This window comes from Lentzea rhizosphaerae (assembly GCF_042649515.1).
GTDB lineage: Bacteria > Actinomycetota > Actinomycetes > Mycobacteriales > Pseudonocardiaceae > Lentzea > Lentzea aerocolonigenes.
This window is the reverse complement of sequence record NZ_JBHRZI010000027.1, coordinates 312,153-338,635: the sequence shown is the minus strand read 5'-3', so window position 1 is coordinate 338,635 and position 26,483 is coordinate 312,153. Positions and strand designations below refer to the sequence as shown.

At 68.7% G+C, this 26,483-nt stretch carries 21 protein-coding genes; 9 read left to right on the top strand and 12 right to left on the bottom strand.

Features of this window, described 5'->3' with window-relative positions; translation table 11 throughout:
* Positions 1–58 precede the first annotated feature (58 nt).
* Entirely contained in the window at positions 59–637 is a 579-nt protein-coding gene (locus ACFOWZ_RS31500; protein ID WP_382377553.1) for a hypothetical protein, read from the top strand.
* Here ACFOWZ_RS31500 and ACFOWZ_RS31495 read toward each other — a convergent pair.
* On the bottom strand, positions 600–1,586 hold the full coding sequence (locus tag ACFOWZ_RS31495) for a PHP domain-containing protein (RefSeq protein WP_382377552.1): 987 nt from the start codon (positions 1,584–1,586) through the stop codon (positions 600–602). The two genes, ACFOWZ_RS31500 and ACFOWZ_RS31495, sit on opposite strands and share 38 nt — an antisense overlap.
* Positions 1,587–1,684: 98 nt before the next feature.
* Between ACFOWZ_RS31495 and ACFOWZ_RS31490 the strand changes: the two genes are divergently transcribed.
* Both ACFOWZ_RS31490 and ACFOWZ_RS31485 read left to right on the top strand, forming a co-directional pair.
* Positions 1,685–2,101 carry a DUF3237 domain-containing protein gene (locus tag ACFOWZ_RS31490; protein ID WP_382377550.1) on the top strand — a complete coding sequence of 139 codons (417 nt, stop codon included), beginning with the start codon at positions 1,685–1,687 and terminating at the stop codon, positions 2,099–2,101.
* A gap of 84 nt (positions 2,102–2,185) precedes the next feature.
* The gene (locus ACFOWZ_RS31485) at positions 2,186–3,754 is read left to right on the top strand and encodes an alpha/beta fold hydrolase (RefSeq protein ID WP_382377549.1); all 1,569 of its coding nucleotides are present in this window, start codon (positions 2,186–2,188) and stop codon (positions 3,752–3,754) included.
* Positions 3,755–4,118: 364 nt separating this feature from the next.
* On the opposite strand, the gene ACFOWZ_RS31480 is transcribed toward ACFOWZ_RS31485, so the two are convergent.
* Positions 4,119–5,339, bottom strand: a complete 1,221-nt coding sequence (locus ACFOWZ_RS31480) for a serine hydrolase domain-containing protein (RefSeq protein WP_382377548.1) — start codon at positions 5,337–5,339, stop codon at positions 4,119–4,121.
* 215 nt (positions 5,340–5,554) lie between these two features.
* On the opposite strand from ACFOWZ_RS31480, the gene ACFOWZ_RS31475 reads away from it, so the two are divergent.
* The gene (locus ACFOWZ_RS31475) at positions 5,555–8,296 is read left to right on the top strand and encodes an ATP-binding protein (RefSeq protein ID WP_382377547.1); all 2,742 of its coding nucleotides are present in this window, start codon (positions 5,555–5,557) and stop codon (positions 8,294–8,296) included.
* Here the strand turns inward: ACFOWZ_RS31475 and ACFOWZ_RS31470 are convergent.
* Complete coding sequence (locus ACFOWZ_RS31470) at positions 8,293–9,252, bottom strand: MASE1 domain-containing protein (protein ID WP_382377546.1); 960 nt, start codon at positions 9,250–9,252, stop codon at positions 8,293–8,295. The genes ACFOWZ_RS31475 and ACFOWZ_RS31470 overlap by 4 nt on opposite strands.
* Positions 9,253–9,412: 160 nt before the next feature.
* On the opposite strand from ACFOWZ_RS31470, the gene ACFOWZ_RS31465 reads away from it, so the two are divergent.
* The 3 genes from ACFOWZ_RS31465 to ACFOWZ_RS31455 all read left to right on the top strand — a co-directional run bounded on the left by ACFOWZ_RS31465 (position 9,413) and on the right by ACFOWZ_RS31455 (position 14,090).
* Positions 9,413–10,063 (top strand): quinone oxidoreductase family protein, encoded by a 651-nt coding sequence (locus ACFOWZ_RS31465; protein WP_382377545.1) that lies wholly within the window; start codon positions 9,413–9,415, stop codon positions 10,061–10,063.
* 27 nt (positions 10,064–10,090) lie between these two features.
* Entirely contained in the window at positions 10,091–12,229 is a 2,139-nt protein-coding gene (locus ACFOWZ_RS31460) for a molybdopterin oxidoreductase family protein (RefSeq protein WP_382377544.1), read from the top strand.
* A 79-nt stretch (positions 12,230–12,308) separates the two neighbouring features.
* Entirely contained in the window at positions 12,309–14,090 is a 1,782-nt protein-coding gene (locus ACFOWZ_RS31455; RefSeq protein ID WP_382377543.1) for an AMP-dependent synthetase/ligase, read from the top strand.
* 226 nt (positions 14,091–14,316) lie between these two features.
* Here ACFOWZ_RS31455 and ACFOWZ_RS31450 read toward each other — a convergent pair whose 3' ends face one another.
* From ACFOWZ_RS31450 to ACFOWZ_RS31430, 5 genes are read right to left on the bottom strand one after another with little or no spacing between them, the layout of a single operon-like run.
* The gene (locus ACFOWZ_RS31450; protein ID WP_382377542.1) at positions 14,317–15,300 is read right to left on the bottom strand and encodes a LacI family DNA-binding transcriptional regulator; all 984 of its coding nucleotides are present in this window, start codon (positions 15,298–15,300) and stop codon (positions 14,317–14,319) included.
* Positions 15,301–15,348: 48 nt separating this feature from the next.
* Positions 15,349–16,167 (bottom strand): ABC transporter permease, encoded by an 819-nt coding sequence (locus ACFOWZ_RS31445; protein WP_382377541.1) that lies wholly within the window; start codon positions 16,165–16,167, stop codon positions 15,349–15,351.
* Positions 16,164–17,054, bottom strand: a complete 891-nt coding sequence (locus tag ACFOWZ_RS31440; RefSeq protein WP_382377540.1) for an ABC transporter permease — start codon at positions 17,052–17,054, stop codon at positions 16,164–16,166. The genes ACFOWZ_RS31445 and ACFOWZ_RS31440 overlap by 4 nt, the downstream gene beginning before the upstream one ends.
* Positions 17,051–18,106: an ABC transporter ATP-binding protein gene (locus ACFOWZ_RS31435; RefSeq protein ID WP_382377538.1), complete on the bottom strand. Its 1,056-nt coding sequence runs from the start codon at positions 18,104–18,106 to the stop codon at positions 17,051–17,053. Before ACFOWZ_RS31435 ends, ACFOWZ_RS31440 begins: the two co-directional genes overlap by 4 nt.
* Entirely contained in the window at positions 18,106–19,299 is a 1,194-nt protein-coding gene (locus ACFOWZ_RS31430; protein ID WP_382377537.1) for an extracellular solute-binding protein, read from the bottom strand. The genes ACFOWZ_RS31435 and ACFOWZ_RS31430 overlap by 1 nt, the downstream gene beginning before the upstream one ends.
* 135 nt (positions 19,300–19,434) lie before the next feature.
* Between ACFOWZ_RS31430 and ACFOWZ_RS31425 the strand changes: the two genes are divergently transcribed.
* Entirely contained in the window at positions 19,435–21,507 is a 2,073-nt protein-coding gene (locus ACFOWZ_RS31425; protein ID WP_382377535.1) for a PQQ-dependent sugar dehydrogenase, read from the top strand.
* 159 nt (positions 21,508–21,666) lie between these two features.
* Here the strand turns inward: ACFOWZ_RS31425 and ACFOWZ_RS31420 are convergent, their stop codons facing one another.
* Complete coding sequence (locus ACFOWZ_RS31420; RefSeq protein ID WP_382377534.1) at positions 21,667–22,221, bottom strand: TetR/AcrR family transcriptional regulator; 555 nt, start codon at positions 22,219–22,221, stop codon at positions 21,667–21,669.
* Between the two features lie 100 nt (positions 22,222–22,321).
* Here ACFOWZ_RS31420 and ACFOWZ_RS31415 point away from each other — a divergent pair, with 100 nt between their 5' ends.
* Entirely contained in the window at positions 22,322–23,203 is an 882-nt protein-coding gene (locus ACFOWZ_RS31415) for an alpha/beta hydrolase family protein (protein ID WP_382377532.1), read from the top strand.
* On the opposite strand, the gene araD is transcribed toward ACFOWZ_RS31415, so the two are convergent.
* Genes araD through ACFOWZ_RS31400 form a run of 3 tightly spaced genes read right to left on the bottom strand, consistent with a single transcriptional unit; the run spans position 23,165 to position 26,407 of the window.
* Positions 23,165–24,871, bottom strand: coding sequence for an L-arabinonate dehydratase (gene araD / locus ACFOWZ_RS31410; protein WP_382377531.1), 1,707 nt, complete (start codon positions 24,869–24,871; stop codon positions 23,165–23,167). The genes ACFOWZ_RS31415 and araD overlap by 39 nt on opposite strands.
* On the bottom strand, positions 24,868–25,773 hold the full coding sequence (locus tag ACFOWZ_RS31405; RefSeq protein WP_382377530.1) for a dihydrodipicolinate synthase family protein: 906 nt from the start codon (positions 25,771–25,773) through the stop codon (positions 24,868–24,870). The genes araD and ACFOWZ_RS31405 overlap by 4 nt, the downstream gene beginning before the upstream one ends.
* On the bottom strand, positions 25,760–26,407 hold the full coding sequence (locus ACFOWZ_RS31400; protein WP_382377529.1) for a GntR family transcriptional regulator: 648 nt from the start codon (positions 26,405–26,407) through the stop codon (positions 25,760–25,762). The genes ACFOWZ_RS31405 and ACFOWZ_RS31400 overlap by 14 nt, the downstream gene beginning before the upstream one ends.
* Positions 26,408–26,483 lie beyond the last annotated feature (76 nt).

Below are 26,483 nucleotides of genomic sequence, written 5' to 3'. Positions count from 1 at the left end.
CTCAGGGGTGGAATCGCCGTGGAGGTATTTCCTCGTCGAATGGATGCTCCTAGAAGGCATGGGAGTCGAGGTCCACGACCCTCGCTGGCTCACCGTCGTGCCGGGAGCCGAGCTCGTGGTCGGGCTGGACGAAGTGGGTGAGTGCGCCGCCGACGGTCACCGGGTGACGGTGTTGATCGACCTCGTCCCGAGCACCGTGCTGAGGCTGCGGGACCTGGCCACCGAGGCGGTGGGGGAGGGCGCGCGCAAGGTGCGTGTGCGTCCGCACGGTGTCGATCGCGTCGACCTCGTCCACGCGGCCGTGGAGCTGAACCGGGTCGCGGAGGAGGACGCCGTGGAGGTCCAGTTCGACGTCACGTCCGCCGCGCTGCTGCGGACGGATCCCGCGGCGTTCGTGCGGGTCGATCCGCTGGTGGTGAAGCGGGACGGGACGGTCGTGCCGATCTGCGCGGGGCTGGAGGTCTACGCGCTCGGCACGCTGGGGTCGTTGGACGACCTGCTGGCGCAGTGGGATCCGCGGCCGGTCAGGGACCTGTGTGAGGTCGCGCTGACCCGCGCTCTGGCCGACACCGGTCCGCTGGTCTCCTGGTACGAGCACCTCACCCGGACAGCAGCCGAGATGCGGGCCGGGTGTTGATCACGCGATCCGCCGGGACACCGCACTCCTCCGCCCGCGCGCAGCCGTAGTTCAGCCAGTCCAGCTGGCCGGGCGCGTGCGCGTCGCTGTCGATCGAGAACGTGCAGCCGGCGTCGACGGCGAGCGACAGCAGCCTGCGCGGCGGGTCGAGCCGCTCCGGCCGTGAGTTGATCTCCACCGCCGTGCCGTGCTCGGCACAGGCCTCGAAGACGCGCTCGGCGTCGAACTGCGACTCGGGGCGACCCTTGCCGACGACCAGGCGGCCCGTGCAGTGGCCGAGGATGTCGACGTGCGGGTTCGCCACCGCGGTCAGCATCCGTTCCGTCATCTCGGCCTTGGGCATCTTCAGTTTCGAGTGGACGCTCGCGACCACGACGTCGAGCCGGGCCAGCAGGTCCTCGTCCTGGTCGACAGAGCCGTCGTCGAGGATGTCGACCTCGATGCCGGTCAGGATCAGGAACGGTGCCAGTTCCACGTTCAGCTCGGCGACGACGTTGAGCTGCTTCTCCAGGCGTTCGCGGGACAGTCCATTCGCGACGGTGAGGCGCGGGGAGTGGTCGGTGAGCACCATGTACTCGTGGCCGAGGTCGCGTGCCGCCTCCGCCATGTCCCTCATCGGGCTGCCGCCGTCGGACCAGTCGGAGTGGACGTGGCAGTCGCCTTTGAGCTTCGCGCGCAGTTCCTCGCCGCCGCTGAGGTCGACGTGCCGCAGCTTCGCGAGGTAGCCGGGTTCGCGGTTCGCGAGCGCGTCCAGGACGACACCCGCCGTCGCCTTCCCGACGCCCTTCAGGTCGGTGAGCGTGCCGAGCTTCGCCCGCTTCTCGACCTCGGCCGGGTCGAGGTCGGCGAGGACGGCGGCCGCGTTGCGGAACGCCTGGACGCGGTAGGTCGGCTCGCCTGCCCGTTCGAGGTGGAAGGCCACCTGCTTCAACGCCTTGACCGGATCCATACCTCGTTCCTACCCCATCCGCACGCCTTCTGCTGGGGTTCCACGGCGGATAAGCGGTGGTCGTTGCCCGCGCGGCGGGTGGCGCCTAGCTTCTGCCCATGATGGAGCTCGTGCCTCTCGGCACCATGACTGCCCAGCTGCGAAAGCCTTACCGGCTCCCGAAAACGCCCGTGGGCGACCGGTTGATCTACGAGGTCGCGTCGGGGGAGTTCGTCGGCGAACGCCTGCGCGGCGTCATGCACGGCACCTCGTCCGCCGACTGGCTGACCATCGGCCCGGACGGCACCGCGACCCTCGACGTGCGCTCGGTGCTGCGCACGCACGACGACGCGTTCGTGTTCCTGCACTACTCAGGACGGGTTGACGTCTCGAATGGCTCCGGTGCCCCGCTGTTCGCGGCCCCTCTCTTCGAAACCGGCGACGACCGCTACCGCTGGTTGAACCGCGTCCAGGCCGTCGCGAAGGGGGTGCTCAACGGTCTGGAACTGACGTACGAGGTGTGCGAGGTGAGGTGAATTTCACCCGACCTTCGGGGGTGTCGATCGGGTCGGCGACTGCGGAAGCGTCTGTCGCTGATCGATGACCGGGAGGGGTACGCGGTGAGGAAGCGTTGGGGCGCGGCGGCTTTGGCCGCCCCGCTGTTCATGTCCCTGGTGGGAACGGCCCAGGCGGCGCCTGGCCCGTTGGACGAGTACTACACGCAGACCGTGGCGTGGGCCGAGTGCCCGGCGGGCTGGGTGTCGCCTTCGACGGGGGTCGAGTGCGCCACGGTGATCGTGCCGATGGACTACAAGAACCCCGGCAACGGCAACCTGGAAATCGCCATCTCGCGCAAGAAGGCGACGGATCCCGCGCGCCGCAGAGGCGTGCTGCTGACCAACCCCGGCGGGCCGGGCGGTTCCGGTCTCGGCGCCGTGCACTGGTTCAACGCGCAGACCGAGGTCCTGAAGATCTACGACGTCATCGGCATGGACCCGCGCGGCGTGGGCCGTTCCACGCAGCTGCGGTGCATCTCGACGTCCTCGGACCAGGAATTTCCCACGCGCCCAACGGATGCGCAGCTCTCGCGGTGGTCGGACTACGCCCGCGCCGTGGAGGCCAACTGCGAGCGCGGCGGCGGCGAGATGCGCCGGTTCGTCTCGACCATGAACACCGCCCGCGACATGGACGTCATCCGCGGAGCGTTGGGGGAGAAGAAGGTCTCCTACGTCGGCTACTCCTACGGAACGCAGCTCGGCGCCGTTTTCGGCTCCATGTTCCCGAAGTCGCTCGACCGCAGCGTGCTGGACTCGGCGCTGGACCCGCTGAAGACGTGGCACGAGCAGGACGTCGACGTGGTGGACGCCATCACCGACAACATGAAGAAGTGGACCGAGTGGACCGCCGCGCGCAACGCCACGTACGGCCTCGGCACGACCCCGGCGGCCGTCCGCGGTGAGCTGGACGCGATCGCTTCGAAGTTGAAGGACGGCCCCTACGGCGGCTACGCGGACGTCTCGTCCTTCGACTACGCGGTGGGCGCCACCCGCTACCGCCGCTCGTGGGCGGCGTTCTCCCGCCACATCGCCTCGATCAAGGCGGGCACGGTCAACCCCGCCGAGGCGTCCGCGATCGTGGCAGCGTTGAAGAAGGGCGACATCGAGCCCACCTCGCCCGGCACGTACCAGGCCGTCACCTGCGAGTGGGACTGGTTCACCGACGTGAACACCTACTACAACGACATGAAGCGCTGGCGGGACACCAACCCCTACGGCGGCACGGTCGACTACATGGCGCCGACCAACTGCACGTTCCGCGCGTTCCAGCGCCCGGAGAAGATCCCGGCCATCACCCGCAAGTACCCGGCGGGCATCGTGGTGAACTCCGACGGCGACACCCAGACCCCGCTCGCCAACGGCAGGGTCATGGCGGAGCACCTGAACGAGCCGTTGATCAGCGTGTCGAACGACGGCCAGCACGGCCACTACGCGTTGCGCCGCAACGCGTGCGTGGACGCGCTGGTGAACAAGTACCTGGTGTCGGGGATCCTGCCGGCGTCGCGCGTGACCTGCGCCGGCACGGACATCGCGGAGAACGTGCCGCCGGGTGCGGCCGCGTTGTCGGCGCAGTCGTCGCGGCCGTTGAGCGAGATCCTGGGCGAGATCGCGGCGGAGACGAAGCCGTTCTGATCGCGGCGGGTCCGCTGATCTGAACGCTTGTCGGACCCGCAGAGTACGTTGGGTTCTACCGATCCGGTGACCCACTCGTGACCGGGGCGGACACGTCCACCGTGTCCGCCCTGTTGGCCTTGAGGCGTCTGCAAGTACCACCAACTCATGATCGAATCGCCGGTAGCTACACCCAACCTGTTCGGCAAGCGCCGAACAGGTTGGGTGTAGTTACGGGTCTGTTGATGTTGGGTTGGTAGTACTTGCAGACGCCACAGCGGGCAGCGGCGCGTTGCTGAGCCGAGCGTCGATGAGGTCCGGAACCGGCTGAAGACGTTGCGACGCAGGGGTTCCCAGCTCGGGGGGACCCTGCGTCAGCGCGTTCTCAGGCGAACCAGGTGCCGCCACCGCTCTGCCGGTACCCCAGCGCCCGGTACACCGCGTCCACCAGCGACTGCCCGCGCACGTTGAGCGCGAGCCCCGGCCCCTGCCTGTTCATCGTGTACCCGAACGAGATCCTCGTCCGCGGGTCGGCGAACCCGAGCGAGCCGCCCATTCCGGTGTGCCCGAACGCCTCCTCGGGCAGCAGCAACCCCTCGCTGTCCTGAGGTGGCAGGTACGTGTTGTCCGTGGCCTTCTGGAACCCGAGCGCGAACCGCGACGGCACGCCCACCACCGCGTCGAGCCCGGCCACCACGACTGAAGACATCTGCGGGAGCTGGGACTCCTCCACCAGCCGCACACCGTTGTACGACCCGCCGAGCGCCAGCGGCCGGTACATGCCGGCCAGGCCGCGGGCGTTCGAGATGCCGCCGATCGCGCCCATCTCCGCGGCGTGTGCGGCGCGGGAGTCGGACTCGCCGGGGGCCATGTAGCCGCCGTTGTTGAGCAGCATCAGGCCCGGCAGCGACTCGGGTTGCGTCAGGGCGGTGACGAACAGCGACGGCAGCAGGACGCCGGGCTGGGTCGGGTCGACCGGGATCGTGTGGGCGACGTGGGGTTCGAGGTCTTCTGGCAGGCCCATCCAGAAGTCCAGGCCGAGCGGGCCCGAGACCTCCTTCTCGAAGAACTGGCCGAGCGTCAGGCCCGTGACGCGGCGGACGATCTCGCCGACGAGGAAGCCGAACGTCAGGCCGTGGTAGCCGTGCCGCGTGCCCGGTTCCCACAACGGTTTCTGCGCGGCGAGCGCCGAGGTGACCAGTTCCCAGTCGTAGAAGGCGCCCGCGGGCAGCGCCGAGGTGGCGGCGGGCAGGCCTGCCTGGTGCGACAGCACGTGGCGGACGAGCGTTGCGTCCTTGCCCTCGGCGCCGTACTCGGGCCAGTACCGGACGACCGGCGCGTTCAGGTCCAGCTCGCCCCTGGACGCCAGGATGTGCGCGCACAACGCCGTGGCGGCCTTGGTGCACGACCACACGTGGACGATGGTCTCCTCTGACCACGGTCGGTCCGTCTGAAGATCGGCGACACCGCCCCAGAGGTCGACGACGGGCTCGCCGTCGAGGGTCACGTGGACGGAGGCGCCGACCTCGCCCCGCTCGGCGAAGTTGCGTTCGAACTCGGTGCGCACTTCCGCGAACTGCGAGGCGCACGTTCCCTGGATCAACATCGACCCTCCTCAGGCGGTGGACCTCCAGGGCATCACCGAGAGCCACCACGTATCAGTAGGGAAGACTCAGCGACTAACGCGCACGGACCAAGAAACCTACCGTGAGTGACTGATCCGGTACGGAAACCAGACCTTGCCGCGCCGAGTCACCCGCGTGGAAGACTCAGCGGAAAGTCCGCCGGGAGGCCGTCATCGTCGACACCCGCTCCGCCCTCGTGGGCAGGGAACCGGAACTGCGCGCCGTGCTCGACTGCGCCGATCACGCGCCCGCGACCGGGCTCGTCGTCGTCCAGGTGACCGGTGAGCCGGGGATCGGCAAGACGTCGCTGCTCGCGGAGATCGCCCGACGGCTCAAGGAGCGCCACGTCGGGGTGCTGGCCTCGGCTTCGGACGTGCTCGGCAAGCGCATCCCGTACGGCGCGGTGGTCGCGTTGATCAGGTCGCTGCCGCCGGACAAGATCCGCGCCGAGGCGTTGGCAGCGCTGGAGATCTCGGTGACCGAGGACTCCGGGGCGTGGTTCGGCCGCGCCTGCGACCGCGTCGTGCGGCTGCTCACCGAGCTCACGGCGACGCGCCCCGCGGCGTTGCTGATCGACGATCTCGACCACGTCGACGACGACTCCCTCGCCCTGCTCACCCTCGTGCTGCGCCGCGTGTCGGCCGCGCCTCTGGTGCTGATCACCACGAGCCGTTCGCACACCAGCGAACCCGGTGCCGAGAGCCTGCTGGACCGTGTCGAGCAGCACGCGGAGGTCGTCCGCATCGACCTGGCCCCGCTGTCGGGCGCCGACGTCACGCGCATCGTCGAGGCCGTCCTCCAGACACCGGTTGATGAAGGACTTGCGCGCGAAGTCCGGCAACGGTCCGACGGCAACCCCTTCTTCGTCACGGAGATCGCGCGGTCGCTCAGAGAGCTCGACCTGGTGACCCTCGACGGCAACCGTGCCCGTCTCGCCGTGTCACCAGAAGCGATCCGGCTGACCCGGCGCGAGGCTCTCCTCCGACGCGTCGCACCGCTGGAGAACGACACACGGCTCGTTGCGCGCGCTGTCGCGGTGTTCCGAAGAGTCCGGCTGGACCAGATCTCTCTCCTCGCGCGTGTCGCCTCACTGCCCGAAGAGACCGTTGTAGCCGCGTTCGACGAACTGCTGCGCGCGCACATCGTCGTGCACGACGACGACCGCGGTTATCGCTTCTCCCACGCCCTCGTCGGCGAGGCGCTCTACCACGAGGTCGGTCCCGCCCAGCGCCGTCACCTGCACTCGCTGATCTCCGCGCGGTTGCTGGACGATCGCGCGCAGGGCCTGCCCGTGGACCTCCTCCAACTCGCCTGGCACCTCGCCGAGTCCGCCGCGCCGGGCGACCGCGCGGCCGTCTCCGTCCTCACCGAGGCCGCCGCGCAGGCCCGCGCCTCCGCGCCCGAAACGGCCGCCGCCCTGTGTGCCCGAGCCCTGCAGTTGTTGCCGCGCAACGCTCCTGAACGTGCCGAGCTGCTCGCGCTGCAGTGCCGGGTGCTCGCCCGCGCCTCACGCCCTGCATCGGCGATCGACCCAGGCCTGGCCGCCCTCGAGTCCCTCGAACCGGGTCAGGAACGCACCCGCGTCGCCACGGCCGTGGTGTCGTCGTTGTTCTCGGTTGGACGCACGGCAGAAGCCATCGAACTGGCAGACGAAGAAGTCGCGCGCGGCGGAGCGCCCGCGTCACTGCAAGCCCAACGGGCCGTGCTGCTCGTCTACAACAACCGCCACGAAGACGCGGTAGCCGAGGTAGCGCGCGTTGAGGCACTACCGCTCAGTTCCCCAGCTGAGGGCGTGATCGTCTTCGAGCACCTCGCGATGCTCACCTCCCTGCTGTTCCAGCACGATCGGACCGTCGAGTACGCGAACAGGGCGCTCGCGTGCAGCGACGGCCAGCCGATGCTGGAGCTGCAGGCGCTGTCGGTCTGCGCCTCGATCACCGCGCTGGCCGGTCTGGTGCACGACGCGTCCTGGCGCGTCCGCCGGGCGGAGGAACTGGCCGGCCAGGTCGGCTCGCACGGGTTCCGGGCGGAGCGGGCCGCGTCCCGGATCGCGCTGGACTGGCTGGGCGGCCACTGGGACACCGCGCTGGACGGCATCGGCCGGTGGCTGCCCGACGTCGAGGCCGCGCAGGCCGACCAGGCGCTCGGCGTTCTCCAGACGATCGAGCTGTCGATCAGGACCTGGCGCGGCGAGCTCGACGTGGCCGCCCGGCTGGCCTCCCTGCCCGCGCCGCAGTCCGTGAACGTCTCACGCCTGCACGCGGTGACTCTGGCCGAATACCTGATCGCGCGCGGCGACGTCGACGAGGCGTACGCGTTGCTCGCGGCCAATGTCGGCGCACGGCTGGAGAGCGCCTATTCGTGCCTGCTCGTCGCACGGATGATCGAGCTCGACCTGGAGCGCGGACGTTCGCACGAGGCCCAGGACGCGCTGGACCGGCTGTCCGACGTGTCCTCCACGAGGGTGTCGCCGTGGTCGCGGACCACGATCCGGCGCATCGGCGGCGTGGTGCGGCGCGATCCCACAGTGCTCAAAGAAGCTGTCTCCGAAGCCGCGCTGGGCGGGCTGGAGTTCGAGAAGGCCCGCGCACAGCTCGCTCTGGGCGAGGTCTCCGACGACGAGGTGCCGGTGCTGGTCGAGGCCTACACGGCGTTCCAACGACTCGGCGCGCACGGGCTGCGGCGTCAGGCGGGAAACAGGCTGCGGGCGTTGGGCGCCAAGGTGCCGCGAGCGCGGTCGAAGGCGCCCGGCCTGCTCACCGAGGCCGAGGAGAACGTGGCACGGCTCGTGCAGCAGGGCATGCGGAACCGCGACATCGCCGCCGCGCTGCACTACAGCCCGCGGACGATCGAGGTCTACCTGTCGCGGATCTACGCGAAGCTGCACGTCTCGTCACGGCTGGAGCTCGCCCGCGCGCTGGACGCCAAGCCGCGTTAGGAAGCCGGTGACCCCGGCGGCACCACGCGCCCGAGCCGTTTGCGCACGCCCTCTTCCTGGTACCGCGCCACGGTCTCCGCCAGCTGCTCGCACGCGCGCTCGATGGCCTGCCGGGCCTGGTTCCGCTCGCTCGTGATCGCGCTCAGGATCAGCCCGGTGAGCGCCACCGAACCGTTGAACGCCTGCAGCACGATCATCGTGGTCAGCAGGTCGCTCGCCACGAAGTGCCCGCTGGCGGCCGACATCACGGCCGCCACGGAGATGATCACAGCGCACGGCGCGGCGATCGCGTGCTGGAACCGCAGCGCCGCCCAGATCAGCATCGGGAACACCAGGAACAGCAACCGCGACTCCGACATCGTCACGAACGACGCGAGCACCGCGGTGACGACCAGCAGCGTGCCTCCCTCCACCATCCTGCGCGGCGAGGCCCGCCAGTGCCGCGGCAGCGTGAGCAGCAACGGCGTGAACACCAGGACGCCCATCGCGTCGCCGGTCCACCACACCGAGATCACCGCCGGCACCTCGTGCCACGGGATCATGCCGTCGATCTTCATCGCCGCTGTGCCGACCGTCGCGCTGATCAGCATCGCCCCCAGCGCGCCCGCGAACACGAGCAGCAGCGCGTCCTTCAACCGATTCAGCCGCTGCTGGAACCCGAACCGGTTCAACAGGTACCAGGCGGCCAGGGGAGCCGCGGTGTTGCCGATGGTGATCATGATGGTGGCACCGATGCCCGTGCCGAGGGTGAGGTTGGTGGTCAACGCGCCGAGCGCGATGCCGGGCCAGATCCTCGTGCCTGACATCAGCAGCGCCGCGACCGCGATTCCCGTCGGTAGCCACAGTGGAGTGACCTGGCCTTTGACCAGTGCCAGGACCAGTCCCACTTTGGCTGTCGCGTAGTAGGCGACCGCGACCGCGAGGATCGTGATGGTGGTGCGCAATGCGGCGTTCACCGGCACATGCTGCACCTGTGTACACACGATCGCCAGACCTCGCGACGGGGCGTACCCACCTGGACTCACTCCGTAGGTAGGTAGCGCTGAACGGCTGATCCCTTAGTTGTTGTGGAAGCCGCACTACAGCCCGTGAACCGCAAATCGTGAGATGAACTGCATGCGCACAGCCGCGGTGGTGGACGAGATACGGGTGGAAGAAGGTGGACGGCGCGTAGTGGTGGTCGCCGGCCGTCTACACCTCCCGATCTCTGCAGGCGTCACCGACGACGAGGCGCTGACACTGGCCAGAGCGGGCACCACGGCGTGGCACCTCCTCCGCACGTGCGCGCACCTCCGGCCGGACGAGTCGATCGTCGTGCACGACGCCACGAGCGAAACGGGCGCGATCGCGGTCCAGCTCGCGCGCAGCTTCGCCGCCGGCCGGGTCATCGCGACCGGCTCCAGCCAGGCCCGCCGCCGCAGGGCGTGCCGGCTCGGCGCCGACGTCGCCGTGGACTCCGACCCGGACGGCCTCGCCGACCGCCTGATCGAGGCCAACGACGGCAAGCAGGTCGACGTCGTACTCGATCCAGGAGGCACCCTGAAGGACTCCCTGGACGCGCTCGCGCCGTTCGGCCGGATCGTTTGCTACGGCGCTGACCAGGACGAATCCGTCATGCTGACCGGTCTGCTCCGCGGGTCGCGCGCGATCATCGGGTTCCGCTTCGAGCACACCCTCGAACGACCGGACATGATCGCGAGAGCGGTCAGCGAGCTGTTCGGGTTGACCTCGGCTGGGCGATTGCGCCCGATGGCAGACGACCAGTAGGCAGTAGCAAGTCGAATAAGGGGACGCATGAGGACCGTATTCACGACCTGCCCGCTCTGCGAAGCGACGTGCGGGCTCGAGCTGACGGTCGAGGGCGACCGCATCACCAAGGTGCGCGGCGACCGCGAGGACGAGTTCAGCAGGGGTTTCATCTGCCCCAAGGGCGCCTCGCTGGGCACGCTCGACGCCGATCCCGACCGGCTGAGCACGCCGCTGATCAAGCGCGACGGCGAGTTCCAGGAGGTCACCTGGGACGAGGCGTTCACGTACATCGACGAACGCCTGAAGGACTTCCCCGACCGCAACTCGGTCGGCATGTACCTGGGCAACCCGGTCGTCCACTCGCTCGCCGGCGGCCTGTACGCGGGCCCGCTGCGCAAGGCGCTGGGCAGCCGCAACGTCTTCACCGCGAGCACCGTCGACCAGATGCCCAAGCACGTCCAGTGCGGGTACGTGTTCGGCAGCATCTTCTCGATCCCGGTACCCGACATCGACCGCACCGACTTCATGCTGGTGCTGGGCGCCGACCCGTTCTCGTCCAACGGCAGCCTGTGGACGGTCCCGGACGCGCCGGGCCGGTTCAAGGAGCTGCAGAAGCGCGGTGGCCGGTTCGTCGTCGTCGACCCGCGCCGCAGCCGCACCGCGCAGGCGGCCGACCAGCACGTGGTGATCCGCCCGGGCACGGACGTGTTCCTGCTGCTGGCGTTGATCCACGAGCTGTTCGCGCAGGACCTGGTCGACCTCAAGGACCTCACGAACCACGTCACCGACCACCTGGTGATCCGCGAGCACGTCGAGCCGTTCGGCCCGGACGCGGTCAGCGCCAGGACCGGTGTCGAGGCGGAGACGATCCGCGAGCTCGCCCGGACCCTCGCTGCCGCCGACCGCGCCGCCGTCTACGGCCGCATCGGCACGACGACGGTCGAGTTCGGCACGGTCGCGTCGTGGGCCGTGGACACGCTCAACGTCCTCACCGGCAACCTGGACCGGCCCGGCGGCGTGATGTGGCCGCTGCCCGCGCACAGCAGGCGCGGCACCGGCCGAGGCAAGGGTTTCGGCATCGGCCGCTGGCACAGCCGGGTCAAGGGACACCCCGAGGTGATGGGGGAGTTCCGGGCCGTCACGATGGTCGTCGAGATCGAGACGCCGGGAGAGGGACAGGTCAGGGCCCTGTTCACGATCGGCGGCAACCCCGCGCTGTCGCTACCCAACTCAGCCCGCGTGAACGACGCACTGTCCTCGTTGGACTTCATGGTCAGCGTCGACCCGTACCTCAACGAGACGACCAGGCACGCCGACGTCATCCTGCCGACGCCGCCGCCGTCCCGCCGCGACCACTACGACATCGCGTTCCTCAACAACTCGGTGCGCAACGTCGTGAAGTACTCACGCGCCGCGATCCCGTTGGAGGAAGGCAGGGTCGACGAGACGGACATCTTCTTCCGGCTCGCGACGATCTTCAGCGGCCTCGGGCCCGACGCCGACCTCGACGCCATCGCCGCGTTCCAGCTCAAGGAGCTCCAGCAGAAGCTCGGCGCCGACTTCGAACCCGAGGGCGAAACGCGCGAGGAACGCCTGCTGGACCTGAAACTCCGCACCGGCGCGTACGGGGTGTCGTTGCGGCAGCTGCTCGAGAACCCGCACGGCATCGACCTCGGCCCGCTCACCTCGCGCCTGCCGGAGATCCTGCGCACGCCGTCCGGGAAGATCGAGCTCACCCCGCAGCCGATCGTGGACGACCTCCCGCGCGTGCTCAGCGCGTTGCACAGCCCCGAGACCGAGCTGGTGCTCGTCGGCCGCCGCCACCTGCGCTCCAACAACTCCTGGATGCACAACGTGCCCGCGCTGGTGAAGGGCAAGCCGTTGTGCACGCTGCTGGTGAACCCCGGTGACGCCGGTCGCCTCGGCCTGCACGACGGCGGGTCCGCCCAGGTCACCTCGCGCGTCGGCAAGATCGAGGTGCTGGTCGAGGTCACCGCCGACATCGCGCCCGGCGTCGTCTCGCTGCCGCACGGCTGGGGCCACGACCAACCGGGGACCCAGTTGACCGTCGCGCGCGAACACGCCGGCGTGAACGTCAACCTCCTCACCGACGACCTCCGCATCGACCCGCTCTCGGGCACCGCCGTCCTCAACGGCACCCGCGTGCAGGTCGTGCCCGCCTGAACCATGAACGGCGCTTTTGTGCACCACAGGTGCACAAAAGCGCCGTTCATCGAGATCCCCCGAGGTGTTAGGAGCCGCCATGACCGCAGGAGTCACCAGCCCGAACGCGGTGCAAGCCGTCCGCCGGATAGCCGACCTGCCGTTCCTCGCGGAGCAGGCTTACGGGGACGCGGTGGCGTGGCGGTTCAAGCAGGACGGGGTGTGGGCGGAGCACACCTACGCCGAGGTCTCCGAGCTGGTGCTGGACCTCGCGTCCGGGTTCGTCCACGCCGGACTGAAGCCCGGCGACCGGGTCTGCGTGCTCGCGAACACCCGTCCTGAGTGGACGGCGGTCGAGCTGGCCGTGCTCGCGGCGGGCGGCATCGTCGTGCCGATCTACCCGTCGAGCGCGCCGGAGGAGATCGCCTGGGTGGTCGGCGACTCCGGCGCGTCGATCGTGGTGGCCGAGACCGAGGCCCAGTGCGTCAAGGTCGAGTCGGTGCGCGCCGAACTCCCTGAGCTCCGAACGATTTTCACGATCGAGCCCGCCGGCGACCGCCCGACGCTGGCCGAGCTGCAGGACACCGGCCGCACCTCCCCGCTGGCCGCCGAGCTCGACGCCCGCCGTGCCGCGATCAGGCCGGAGGACCCGAGCCTGATCATCTACACGTCGGGCACGACCGGCCCGCCCAAGGGCTGCGTGCTGACCAACGCGAACTGGGTCGCGTTGTGCCGGGTCGCGGAGGAAGCCCGCATCGACGCGATGACCGGCACCGTCTACCTGTTCCTGCCGCTCGCGCACGTCTTCGCGCAGATCGTCGTGTTCGGCACCATGTACCGCGGCGGCGCGCTGGCGTACTTCGGCGGCGACATGGCGCAGATCGTGCCGGAGCTCGCCGAGGTGAAGCCGACCTTCCTGCCTTCCGTGCCCCGGATCTTCGAGAAGATCTACACGTTCGTCACCTCCGCCGTGCCCGCCGAGCAGCTCGCGCAGGCCGTGACGCTGGGCCTGGAGGTGCGGCGCAGGCGTGCGGTCGGCGAGCCGGTGCCGCAGGAGATGGCGGCGGCGTTCGAGCAGGTCGACGCCCTGTTCGCCAAGGTGCGCGGAGTGTTCGGCGGCCGGCTCGTGCAGGCGCTGTCCGGTGCCGCGCCGATCTCCCGCGAGGTGCTGCAGTTCTTCCACGCGGCCGGCGTGCCCGTGCTGGAGGGCTACGGCATGACGGAGTCCACCGCCGTCGGCACCATCAACACGTTGGATCGTTTCAAACTCGGCTCGGTCGGCGCGTCCGGCGTGGCGGGCCTCGAGATGAGCGTGGGGGAGGACGGCGAACTGCTGATGCGCGGCCCGCACGTCTTCGCGGGCTACTGGCGCAACGACGAGGCGACGGCTGCCACGATCCAGGACGGCTGGCTGCACACAGGCGACCTCGGGGAGATCGACGCGGACGGTTTCGTCACGATCACGGGGCGCAAGAAGGACATCATCATCACCGCAGGCGGCAAGAACATCGCGCCGGCGAACGTGGAGAACGTCCTGCGCCAGTCCCGGTGGATCTCGCACGCCGTCCTGTACGGGGACCGCAAGCCCTACTGTGTGGCTCTGATCACACTCGACGCGGACGAGATCGTGCCCTGGGCGTCGGCGAAGGGCTTGCCGACCGACGTCGAATCGTTGGTGGGTCACCCAGAAGTGCGAGCGCTGGTGCAGCAAGTCGTCGACGAGGCGAACTCGCACTTCGCCAACGTGTCACAGGTGAAGAAGTTCGTGCTGCTCACCCGCGATCTGTCTCAGGAGGAAGGTGAGCTCACCCCGACGTTGAAGGTCAAGCGCAACGTGGTGCACCGCCTTCACTCTGGGTTGTACGAAGGGCTCTACGAGTAACCCGTACGTACGAGAAATCCAAAAACAGGTACATCCACCCTGGCGGTTTCTCTCCGCTCAGGGCAGAGTGGGACACCAGCGGCGCTTGGCCCCCTCCCCCCTCGGGCCCAGCCGCTTTCGCGGCCCCGGCTCACGGCGTACTCCCCCCAGACGCCTTGCCGGGGCCGCCTTGTACTTGCGATGAACGGCGCTTTCGTGCACCTGAGGTGGACAAAAGCGCCGTTCATCACTTGCGGGGTGGGGTGGTCGTGCCGCGCACGATGAGTTGGGTTTCGGCCACGATCTGGGGGACTTCGGTGTTGTCCGAGTCCAGCCAGTCGAGCAACAGGTTCACCGCCGTGCGCCCCGCCTGCGCCACCGGCATTGCCACCGTTGTCAACGCCGGAGAGCACAGCGCCGCGTACGTGAGGTCGTCGAACCCGGTCACCGACACGTCACCGGGCACGGAGATGCCGCGGTCCCGCAGCCGCGCCAGCACGCCGAGCGCCATGATGTCGTTGTAGGCCACGATCGCCGTCGTGTCCGCCGCCACGGCCAGATCAGCCGCTTGCAGTCCGCCTTCGTAGCGCGGCGCGAACGGTCCGAGGTCCACCAGGTCCACGTCGTGCTGGGCGACGGCCGCCATGAGCCCGCGGCGACGCTCCTGGTTGGACCACGACGTGCGAGGGCCGTTGAGATAAGCGATCCGCCGGTGTCCCAATGCGACGAGGTGGTCGATGACCGCGTGCATCCCACCCGCCGAGTCCATCAACGCGGCGGGCACGCCGGGCAGGCGCCGGTTCAGCAGCACCAGCGACGTCGCGCCCGCCACCTCGTAGATCTGCGAGTCCTCCAGGCCGGGCGCGCACAGCACCACGCCGTCGACCTGCTTCGCCATCGCGTGCACGAGCTTGGCCTCGGTGACCGGGTCCTCGTCGCTGTCCGCCACGAACACCGCGTAGTCGGCCTGCATCGCCCGCGCCTGCACGGCCTTGAGCACGCCCGTGAAGAACGGGTTGTCGAGGTCGGGCACGACGATGCCGATGTTGCCCGTCTTGCCCGTGATCAGCCCCCGAGCCGCCCTGTTGGGCTGGTAGCCGAGCTCCGTCGCGGCGGCCAGCACCCGTGACCTGGTCTCCGGACGGACCAGCTCGGGGGATGTCAGCGCACGCGAAACGGTGGCGACCGATACGTGCGCCCTGCGTGCCACGTCGCGGATGGTGACTGCCACTTGTACCTCACCCTCGTGCCGGTTGAAACAATCATGACGGGTCAGGTGTCAGGACGGATCCTTGAGTCTGGTCACGAGCTGTGTCGGGTTCACGAACCGCAGCGCGATCACGAGCAGCACGAGCATCGATCCTGTGTAGATCACCGCCATCGAGTCGACCATCTGTTGTGGCCGGATGCCCGCCGACGACATCGCCTCGTACAGCGACACGACCAGGGTCTGGCTGGTCGGGCCCGCGGTGAGGAACGTCAGCTCGAACATGCCCACCGTCCGCACGAGCACCAGGATCGACGCCGCGAGGATGCCGGGCACCAGCAACGGCGCCAGCACGCGCGTGAAGATCGCGAACGTGTTCGCGCCGCACATCCGCGCCGCCGACTCGATCTTCGTGTCGATCTGTTCGATGAACGGCGTCATCGTCAGCACGACGAACGGCACGGCGGGCACGAGGTTCGCGGCGATCACCCCGGCCATGCTGCCCGCCAGGTGGAACTTGTACAGCACCGTCGCGAGCGGGATGCCGTACGTCATCGGCGGCATGAGGATCGGCAGCAGGAACAGCACGTTGAGCAGCTTCTTGCCGGGGAACGTGCGCCGCGCCAGGGCGTAGGCCGTCGGGACTCCGATGAGGACGGAGAGGACGACGACCGCGATCGCGACCTGGAACGTCACCACCAGCACGTCCAGCAGCCGGTAGTCGCGCCACGCCTCGCCGTACCACTTGCCCGTGTACCCGTTCGGCAGCCAGGTGCCGAACCACGACTCGGCGAACGAGTTCGTGACGACGGCGCCGACGATCCCGGCGACGTTCAGCATGAAGAAAGCCAGAGCGCCCCAGGTCAGCCACGTGATCGGACGCGCCTTCATCCCTTGCCTCCCGTCGCGCCGCGGTACAGGGTCGTGCGCCAGATCAGCACCACGCCGATCACGATCAGCATCACCAGCGCCATCAGCATCGCGATCGCCGAGCCCATCGCGAAGTCGTTGTCCCGCAACGCCGTCTCGTACGCGGCGATCGACATCACGTGCGTCTCGCCCGCCGGGTTGCCGACCATCACCGCCGACGGGAACACCGAGAACGCGAGCACGAACGAGAGGCAGAACGTGACGGCGAGACCGGGTGCCAGCAACGGCATCGTGATGGTCCGGAACCGTTGCCGTTTCGACGCTCCCAGCGTCGCGGCCGCCTGTTCCAGCGTCGGGTCGATGCCGGACAGGTACGACAGCGTCAGCAGGAACGCGAACGGGAACCCGGTGATGATCAGGCTGAACAGCACGCCCCAGTAGTTGTGGGTGAGCTTCGCCGGTTCGTCCGCGCCCAGTGCGATCCAGATGCGGTTGAACCACCCCGTCGGTCCGAAGAACGCGAGCAACCCCTCGGCCGTCAGCACGGTGCCCAGCGTGATCGGGACGACCAGCAGGGTCGTGAGCGCCCGCTTGCCCCGGAACCTGCCCCGCATCCGGAACGCGATCGGGATGGACGCCAGCACGTTGAACAGCGCGGCCGGCAACCCGAGCCTGAGCGTGATCCAGACGGTCTCGGCGAGGTAGTCGTCGGAGAAGAACGTGACGTAGTTCTGGAACGGGCTGCCGCCGCCCTTCGGCTGGAACGACAGCTGCAGCCCGTACAGGAACGGGTAGACGAACAGCAGCACCACGAACACCGCGCCCGGCACCAGCAGCCACAGCACGCGGTCGACGCCCTTCTCGGCGAGCCGGTGCTTGAGCGACGCACGCTCCAGTGTCGCCGTCATGCGAACACCAGCACACGTTCGACCGGCACCCTCAACCTGATGGCGTCGCCGGGAGCCAGCCGCGAGGTGGTGCGGACGTGCAGCTGCGAGCCGTCTCCCAGCCGTGCTTCGACCGCCTGCTCGCGGCCGTGGTACTCGACGATCTCGACGACCGCTTCGAGCGTGTTGGCGCCGGCCTCGGTGACGACCGTGAAGTCCTCCGGCCGCACCGCCGCCACGGCCTGCGCCCCGAGTTCTTCCCGTTTGACACCAACGAGTTCGACGCCGTCAGCCCGCACGGTCGCCCGTTCGTCGTCCTGCGCCGTCACCGTCACCGGAATCATGTTGCGATAGCCCATGAACCCGGCCACGTACCGGTTGACGGGGTGCGCGTAGACCTCCTCCGGTGAGCCGACCTGCTGCACCTCGCCCAGCCGCAGCACCACGAGCCGGTCGGCGAGTGCCAGTGCCTCCTCCTGGTCGTGCGTCACGTAGACGGTGGTGAGCCCGAGCGACTGGTGCAGCCTGCGGATCTCCGTGCGCATCTCCAGGCGCAGCGCGGCGTCCAGGTTGGACAGTGGTTCGTCCATCAGCACCAGCGGTGGTTCGAGCACGATGGCGCGCGCGATCGCCACCCGTTGCTGCTGACCGCCGGAGAGCTGGGCGGGGAACTTGTGCTGGTGCTCCTCCAGCTGGACGAGCCGGACCGCCTCGTCCACCCGCCGGGTGAGCTCCGGTTTCGGCGTCTTGCGCATGGACAGGCCGAACCCGATGTTGCGCCGCACCGACATGTGCGGGAACAGCGCGTAGTTCTGGAACACCATGCCGAACCCGCGCTTCTCGGGTGGCAGGTCGTCGATGCGCTTGCCGTCCAACGTGATCCGCCCGCCGGTCAGCGGGAGCAGACCGGCGAGGCAGTTGAGCGCCGTCGACTTGCCGCAGCCGGACGGGCCGAGCAGGGCGACGAACTCGCCGCCCTTGATCGTCAGGTCCATGCCCTTGAGGGCAACGGTGTCGCCGAACGCGCGTTGCACGCGATCGAGGTGCAGCTCCGCGAAGCGTTGCCCCGCCACTACTTCTTCCCGATCTCTCGGTCCCACCGCTGGAACGCCTTGACCTGCTGCGCGGCCGGGAGCGAGGTCTCCTTGGGGTTGTCGGCGATCAGCTTGTCGTACTCGGCCCGCCCGAACTTCGCGATCGCGTCCTTCGACTCCTGCGGTGCCATGTCGAGCGTGACGTCCTTGACCGCCGGGCCGGGGTAGAAGTACCCCTTGTCGTACGCCTTCGCCTGCTGCTTGGGGTCCAGCATGAACTTGATGAGCGCCAGGTTCGCCGACAGCACGTCCTGCGACACACCCTTGGGCACCACGGCGTAGTGCGCGTCGGTGACCCAGTGGAAACCCTTGAACGTCGCGATCTTCATGCCCTCCGGCACCGAGCCGAGCACGCGCGGGTTGATGTCCCAGCCGGTGGTGGAGGCGACCATCCACGAGGTGCCGTTCGCGAGGTTCTTCATGACGTCGGTCGTGCCGCCGGGGTAGTTGTCCACGTACTGGCCGAGGTCCTTGAGGTACGCCCAGGTCTTGTCCCAGCCCTTCTCCGGGTCCTTGGGGTCCGAGTCACCGAGCAGGTACGGCAGTCCCATCAGGAACGTCCTGCCGGGACCGGAGTTCGCCGGTCGTGCGTACTGGAACTTGCCGGGGTGCGCCTTGGCCCACTCCAGCAGTTCGGCGGGAGACGACGGGGGCGTGGGGACCTTGGCCGGGTCGTACTCGAGCAGCGGGCCGGCGGGGTAGTAGGTGACGGCCACGCCTTGGCCCTGCGCGAGTTTCTGCATCTCCCAGGCGGGCGGCAGGTAGGTCTTCTCGAGGTCGGGCAGCTTCGCCGAAAATCCGGGGAGCAGTTCGTAGACGAGCTTCTGCTCGATGACGGACGACAATCCGTCGGTACCGGTGAGCACGAGGTGGGTCTGGGAGGTGCCGGAGTTCTGCTCGGCCTTGAGCTTGCCCGGCATGTCCGGCGCGGTCGCCTTGGTGTAGTTGACCTTGCTGACGAAGTCGGGGTTCGCCTTGACGAACTCGTCGATCATGCCTTGGGTGAGCTGCAGGTTGCCGGCGACGTCGAGCACGTTGAGCTCGACCGGTTTCGCCGGCTTGTCCGGGACTGTGGTGGGTGCGTTCTGCGCCTGCGGCATCTCCGGCGCACCGCACGCGGTGACGACCAGCAGGGCGGGGACGACGAGCCGTAACTTCCTTGTCCAGCGCATCTCGGGCTCCCTAACTGACTCTGGACCTGGCGCTCGAAAACGTTTACGGTTTTTCTGTAACACTCGTACACCCGCCGCCGTGTCGAACGCAATGCCGCCGCCCGACCCATTCCCTTACGAAAGTGGGAGGCTCCTGTGGCACCCCGTTCACGGCGGTTGCCGGGCAAGACCGGCATCCTGGCCACTGCGCTCGCAGTGGCGGTGACCTCGCTCGTTTCCGCTGCGCCTCAGGCAGCCGCCGCGGATGTCCTGCTGTCCCAAGGCAAACCCGCGACCGGGTCGGCGTCCGGCGGTGCGAACTACGCGCCGGGCAACGCCTTCGACGGCAACGCGGGCACCCGCTGGGCCAGCAAGTCGAACACCGACCCGGCCTGGGTCCGCGTCGACCTCGGCGCGTCCGCGAACATCAGCCGCGTCCGGTTGCAGTGGGATCTCTCCTGCGCCAAGGCCTACCGCGTCGAGACCTCGGAGAACGACTCGACGTGGACGTCGATCCACAGCACCGCCGACGGCAAGGGCGGCGTGGAGGACCTGACGGTCACCGGGCGCGGCCGGTACGTCCGGATGTACGGCACGACCCGTTGCCGCACCGGCACGTCGTACGGCTACTCCTTGCAGGAGTTCCAGGTCTTCGGCAACTCCGGCCCCGCCGACGTGGAGCCGCCGTCACCGCCGTCCGACCTCGTGGCGTCGGAGATCAAGTCGGACTCGGCGAAGCTGACGTGGAAGGCCGCGGCCGACAACGTCGCAGTCACCTCGTACGACATCTACAACCTCGGCCAGTTCCAGAAAACGGTGCCGGGCAACGCTTTGACGACGGTCATGACGGGTCTCAAGCCGAACGTGAACTACGGCTTCTACGTCAACGCGCGGGACGCGGCGGGCAACGTGTCGCAGGCGTCCAACACCGCGGAGTTCAAGACACCACCCGCGCAGGACGACCCGATCCCGCCGACCGCGCCGAAGAACCTGCGTTCGACGGGCGCGACGGCGAACTCGGTCTCGCTGGCCTGGGACCCGGCCACCGACAACGTGGGCGTGACCCGCTACGAGATCTACACCGGCGCCACCAAGGTCGGTGACGCGACCGGCACGTCCGCGACGATCGGCGGCCGCACCGCCAACACCGAGTACACGTTCACGGTCAAGGCCTTCGACGCCGTCGGCAACGTCTCGCCCGCGTCCAACGCGGTGACCGTCAGGACCCGCTCCGGCGGCGACCAGGTCGGTGCAGTCACGCAGATCGCGACCGACAACGACGTCCCGTGGGGCCTCGCGTTCCTGCCGAACGGCGACGGCATCTACTCGCGCCGAGACGCGCAGGACATCGTGCGGATCACGCCGTCGGGCCAGAAGACCACACTCGGCAAGGTCCCCGGCGTCTCCGGCACCAACGGCGAGGGCGGCCTGCTCGGCATCGAACTGTCGCCGACGTTCTCCGCGGACGGCCTGATCTACGTCTACCACACGTCCTCTTCGGACAACCGGATCGTGCGCGCCAAGATCGAGGGCAACACCCTCACCGGCTGGCAGACGCTGCTGACCGGCATCCCCCGCAACAAGTTCCACAACGGCGGCCGCCTGCGCTTCGGCGCCGACGGCAAGCTCTACGCGGGCACCGGCGACGGCCAGAACGGCAACAACGCCCAGAACAAGCAGAATCTCGGCGGCAAGGTGCTGCGCCTCAACCTGGACGGCTCCGCGCCTTCGGACAACCCGTTCTTCGGCGAGGGCGGCAACGCGCGCTACGTCTGGACCTACGGCCACCGCAACGTCCAGGGCCTCGCCGTGGACTCGCAGGGCCGCATGTGGCAGGCGGAGCTCGGCAACTCGAACATGGACGAGGTCAACCTGCTGCAGAAGGGCGGCAACTACGGCTGGCCGGCCTGCGAGGGCACCAGCGGCTCGTGCGGCGGTTATGTGGCACCGAAGAAGACCTTCTCGGTCGGCTCCGCGTCCCCGTCGGGCCTGGCGATCGTGAACGACGTGCTGTTCCTCGCCGCGCTGCGCGGCGAACGCCTGTACCGCATGCAGATGAACGGCTCGTCGATCGGCACCACGACGTCGCACTTCCAGGGCACGTACGGGCGGCTCCGCACCCCGGAGCCCGCGCCGGACGGGTCGTTGTGGGTGACGACGTCCAACGGTGACAAGGACTCCACGGCCGGCAACAGCAACACGAAGATCCTCAAGGTGGCGCTGAACTAGCGCCTGTATCGAAGTCCGCACCGAGCCCCTGCTGGTTGGCGCGAAAAGCACGTTCGGGCCGATAGATGGCCCGAACGTGCTTTTCGCGCCAAACGCGGCACCGGGTGCTCACTGCTCGTCGGTGACACTCGGACACCGCGTCCGGGGGCGTTCCCTTGTTCAGCGCCGAAGCCCGTCCAGCAGCAACGAGATCAGCCGCCGCGGGTCGTAGCGCGCGTCGTCGTCGCGCCCGATGCACAGGTTCCCGATCCCGCGCATCAGCTCGTACGGCCGCACATCTCCACGGATCTCTCCGGCTTCGGCCGCAGCCTGAAGCAACGACTCGCACACCGGCCCGAGCCGGTCGAGGAAGTACACGTGCAGCGCCTCGAACCCGCTGCTGTCCGACTGCATCGCCCCGGCCAGCCCGTGCTTGGTCACCAGGAAGTCCACGAACAGGTCGATCCACGCTCGCAAAGCCGAGAACGGTGAGTCCGAAGTGGACAAGAGGGAGGGTCCGGCGGAGGCGCACGCCTCGACCTGGTGCCGGTAGACCGCCACGACGAGGTCCGCGCGGGTGGGGAAGTGGCGGTAGATCGTGCCCATGCCGACGCCCGCCTCCGCCGCGATCTCGCGGATCGGCGCGTCGACGCCGGACCTGACGAACACCTCGGCCGCGGCCGCGAGCAGCGTCTGCTCGTTGCGCACGGCGTCTGCCCGCTTGCGTGGTGGCACGCGCACTCCCTCTCGACGCGGTTGACAAAGCGGAACAGTGCTCCGTATCGTTCCGGAACGTCGCTCCACTTAAGGCGACAGACTACTCGAAGGGGAACCAATGACCGTCTTCACGGTGAGCCCTGTCGTGCTCGAAATCCCCGGCAGGCCCGTTGACCTGCAGTTGAAGGTCTCCGCGCCGACCGAGGGAAGCGGGCTGCCGATCATCCTGCTGTCCCACGGGCAGGGCTACTCGAACCACCTGTCCTCGCTCAACGGCTACGCGCCGCTCGCGAACCACTGGGCCGAGCAGGGCTTCGTCGTCCTCCAGCCCACCCACCTGAGCAGCAGGACCCTGAACCTGCCCGCGGACACCCCCGGCGCGCCGATGTTCTGGAAGGAACGCGCCGAGGACATGTCCCACGTCATCGACCGCCTCGACGAGATCGAGAAGGCCGTGCCGCAGCTGCAGGGCCGGCTCGACCGCACGAAGATCGCGGTCGCCGGCCACTCGATGGGCGGGCACACCGCGAGCCTGCTGCTGGGCATGACGACCGACAACGTCAGCCTGAAAGACGAACGCATCAAGGCGGGCGTGCTGCTCGGCTCTACCGGCCGCGGCGAAGGGCTCACGGACGTCGTCAAGGAGAACTACGCGTTCATGCTGACGTCGGACTTCAGCGGCATGACCACCCCAGCGCTCGTCGTGGCGGGCGACAAGGACGGCTCCGAGCACCTCACGACCAACGGCCCGGAGTGGCACACCGACCCGTTCCACCTGTCGCCCGGCCCGAAGGAGCTGCTGATCCTCGAAGGCGGCGAGCACGGGCTCGGCGGCGTCTCCGGGTACGACGTCGCCGAGACCACGGACGAGAGCCCCGAGCGGGTCGCGACCGTGCAGCGGCTCACCACGGCGTACCTGCGCAGCCAGCTGAACGGGACGGACGACTGGCAGCAGGAGGCGCTAGTGGGCGTTGGGTTCGGGGTTCACTCCCGGACGTGACAGGAACTCGAAGTCGCAGCCCTCGTCGGCCTGCGTGATGTGCTCGTAGTACAAGGCGCCATAGCCGCGTTCGAACTTCGGCGGCGGTGCGGTCCACACGGCACGACGCCGTTCCATCTCCTCGTCGGAGATCTCCACGCGCAACACGCGCGCCTCGACGTCCAACGTCACCAGGTCGCCGTCGCGCACGAGCGCCAACGGCCCACCGACGTGCGCCTCCGGTGCCACGTGCAGAACACAAGCGCCGTAAGAAGTTCCGCTCATCCGTGCGTCTGACACGCGCACCATGTCCCGGACTCCCTCTCGAAGCAGCTTGTCCGGGATCGGCAGCATCCCGTACTCCGGCATGCCGGGCCCGCCCTTGGGGCCTCCCCCGGCGAGCACGATCACAGAATCACGAGTCACCTCCAACTGAGGTGAGTTGATCCGTGCCTGCAAGTCCTTGTAGCCGTGGAAGACCACGGCGGGCCCGGTGTGCCTCCACAACGACGGATCTGCCGCCACGTACTTGATCACCGCACCGTCAGGAGCCAGGTTGCCGCGCAGCACAGCCAGTCCGCCCTCGGCTGAGATCGGGTCGTCCAGAGGCCGGATCACCGCCGAGTCGTACACCTCGGCGCCTTCGAGGTCCTCGCCGAACGTCCGCCCGGTCACCGTGATCCGCTTGAGGTGCAACGAGTCTCGCAACCTCGACAGCAACCCGCGCAGCCCGCCCGCGTAGTAGAAGTCCTCCATCAGGAACGATCCGGCGGGCTGAACCGAGGCCAGCACGGGCACCTCGCGGGACAACCGGTCGAAGTCGTCCAGCGACAACGGGATCTGCGACCGCCCGGCCATCGCGATCAGGTGGATGTACGAGTTCGTCGAGCCGCCCAGCGCCAGCACGGTCCGGATCGCGTCCTCGTACGCCTCGGCGGACAGCACGTCGCCGATCGTCAGACCCTCGCGCACCATCTCGACGATCCGCATGCCGGACGCCGCCGCCATCCGGTGGTGAGCCGAGTCGACGGCCGGAATCGATGACGCACCAGGCAAAGTGAGGCCCAGCGCTTCGGCGGCGGCGGTCATCGTCGACGCCGTGCCCATCGTCATGCACGTGCCGGGGGAGCGGGCCAGCCCGGACTGGATCTCCGCCCAGTCCGCGCCGGAGATCGTCCCGGCGCGCTTCTCGTCCCAGTACCGCCACATGTCCGTGCCCGACGCGAGCTTCTCGCCACGCCAGTTCCCCCGCAGCATCGGCCCCGCGGGCACGAAAACCGTTGGCAGACCAGCGGAAGCGGCACCCATCAGCAACGCGGGCGTGGTCTTGTCGCAGCCACCCATCAGTACGCAACCGTCGACCGGGTACGACCGGAGGATCTCCTCGGTCTCCATCGACAGCATGTTCCGGTACAGCATGGGAGTCGGCTTCTGGTACGTCTCCGACAGTGTGGAAACCGGGAACTCCAACGGATAGCCGCCGGCTTCCCACACGCCGCGTTCGACCTGCTGAGCCCGCTCCCGCAGGTGCATGTGGCACGGGTTGATGCCGCTCCACGTGTTGAGGATGGCGATCACCGGCTTGCCGAGGTGCTCGGACGGGTTCATGCCCAGCTGACGCATCCGGGCGTTGTGCGAGTACGCCCGCAACCCCTCGCCGTCGAACCACTCGGCGCTGCGCAGCTTCACAGCATGCTCCACGAGTTCAGCAACACACCAACGGCCGAACGGTCAGCCTCTGACAGAACTGACGCCGGCGGACGCACGTCCCGGCGGCACAACCCGAGCTGCGCCAACGCTTCCTTCACCACCGACACGTTGTTCGCCGACTCGTTCAACGCCCGCAGCTCCTCGAACCCGCGGATGAACTCCCAGATCTCCATCGCCGCACCGAACTCGCCGGCCTGAAGACAGCGGAAGAACTGCACCGACAGCTGCGGCGCCACGTTCGCCAGCCCGGACGTGAACCCCGTCGCCCCGACCGCGAAGTAGCCCGGCGCCGACAGTTCGGCCAGCCCCGCGACCCACGTCAGCCGGTCCAGCCCTGCATCCCGCGCGACGGACGCGAATCGCACCGGGTCCGGCACCGCGTACTTCACGCCCACGACGTTCGGGCACGCGTCCGCCAGCGACGCGATCTGCGCGCCACCGATCCGCGGGTTCCGCACGTACAGGATCACGCTCAGCTCGGGCACGGAGGACGCGATCGCCCGGTGGTAGTCGACCCACCCGTCCAGCGACACGTACGGGTGCACGGGCTGGTGGATCATGACGCCCTGAGCGCCGGCCCGATCGGCGAACTTCGCAGCGGTCACAGCAGTCGCGAGATCGTGCCCGACCCCGGCGATGATCGCGGCACGATCGCCAACGGTGTCCACGGTGATGGAAAGCGCGCGCTCGGTCTCAGCGGCGGACAACGTGTAGAACTCGCTCGTGTTGCCATTCGGCGTCACGACCGACACACCGCCCTCGACCATCCGGTCCACGATCGCGGCGTAGTTCTTCTCGTCGATCGCGCCGTCGGCGTCGAACGGCGTGACGGTGATCGCCACGACGGACGCGAGCCGTTCGGAGAGGTCATCGAACGCCATCGGGAAGCTCCTCAACTACTCGGTCGGCGAAGGTCTGGATGTGGCGGCGGAGGAGTTCGCAGGCGTGCTCGGCCTCGCCCCGCACGGCGGCGGCGAGGATCGCGCGGTGCTCGGCGGCCTCGTCGTCCCAGGTCGGGCAGATGCCCCACCCGGCGACGGTGATCAGCGCGGCCTGGTCGCGCAGACCGTCCAGGATCTCGATCATCAACGGGTTGCCGCACCCGGCGTACAGCGCTCGGTGGAAGCGGCGGTTGGCGAGCGAGCGCCGTGCCAGGTCGGCGACGTCCTCCAGCGCCAGGGCGGCGTCGTCGAACGAGGCGCCCAGTCCGATCGCGCGGCGCAACGCCTCCGGCTCCATGAGCATCCGCACGTCGTAGACGGAGGCCGCCATGGCGGCGTCGACCGTGCGGACCGCGGCGCCCTTGTACGGGCTCATCACGACGAGCCCCGACCCGGCGAGCGTCTTGAGCGCCTCGCGCACCGGAGTCTTGGAGACCTTCAACGCGGCCGCGAGATCTGTTTCCACGAGCGCCTGACCGGGCTTCAGCTTTCCGTTGAGAATCGCTTCTTTGATCGATTCCAGAACGAAGTCCGTGCGAGAGGCGGGAGGCGCTTCCACCCGGTCATACATCATATATGAGACCCTAGGAGCTCTCAGAGGCCCAGGTCAACCGTCTGCTGTGGGATGGGCAACGTCGTTGTATCTGCGT

Coding starts and splice junctions, on each gene's coding strand:
- ACFOWZ_RS31480 (WP_382377548.1), bottom strand. CDS start 5,339: ATGTTGATCCAGGGAACGTGCGCCTCGCAGTTCGCGGAAGTGCGCACC.
- ACFOWZ_RS31445 (WP_382377541.1), bottom strand. CDS start 16,167: ATGAAGGCGCGTCCGATCACGTGGCTGACCTGGGGCGCTCTGGCTTTC.
- ACFOWZ_RS31495 (WP_382377552.1), bottom strand. CDS start 1,586: ATGGATCCGGTCAAGGCGTTGAAGCAGGTGGCCTTCCACCTCGAACGG.
- ACFOWZ_RS31460 (WP_382377544.1), top strand. CDS start 10,091: ATGAGGACCGTATTCACGACCTGCCCGCTCTGCGAAGCGACGTGCGGG.
- ACFOWZ_RS31500 (WP_382377553.1), top strand. CDS start 59: ATGGGAGTCGAGGTCCACGACCCTCGCTGGCTCACCGTCGTGCCGGGA.
- ACFOWZ_RS31465 (WP_382377545.1), top strand. CDS start 9,413: ATGCGCACAGCCGCGGTGGTGGACGAGATACGGGTGGAAGAAGGTGGA.
- ACFOWZ_RS31440 (WP_382377540.1), bottom strand. CDS start 17,054: ATGACGGCGACACTGGAGCGTGCGTCGCTCAAGCACCGGCTCGCCGAG.
- ACFOWZ_RS31400 (WP_382377529.1), bottom strand. CDS start 26,407: ATGATGTATGACCGGGTGGAAGCGCCTCCCGCCTCTCGCACGGACTTC.
- ACFOWZ_RS31405 (WP_382377530.1), bottom strand. CDS start 25,773: ATGGCGTTCGATGACCTCTCCGAACGGCTCGCGTCCGTCGTGGCGATC.
- ACFOWZ_RS31415 (WP_382377532.1), top strand. CDS start 22,322: ATGACCGTCTTCACGGTGAGCCCTGTCGTGCTCGAAATCCCCGGCAGG.
- ACFOWZ_RS31430 (WP_382377537.1), bottom strand. CDS start 19,299: ATGCGCTGGACAAGGAAGTTACGGCTCGTCGTCCCCGCCCTGCTGGTC.
- ACFOWZ_RS31490 (WP_382377550.1), top strand. CDS start 1,685: ATGATGGAGCTCGTGCCTCTCGGCACCATGACTGCCCAGCTGCGAAAG.
- ACFOWZ_RS31455 (WP_382377543.1), top strand. CDS start 12,309: ATGACCGCAGGAGTCACCAGCCCGAACGCGGTGCAAGCCGTCCGCCGG.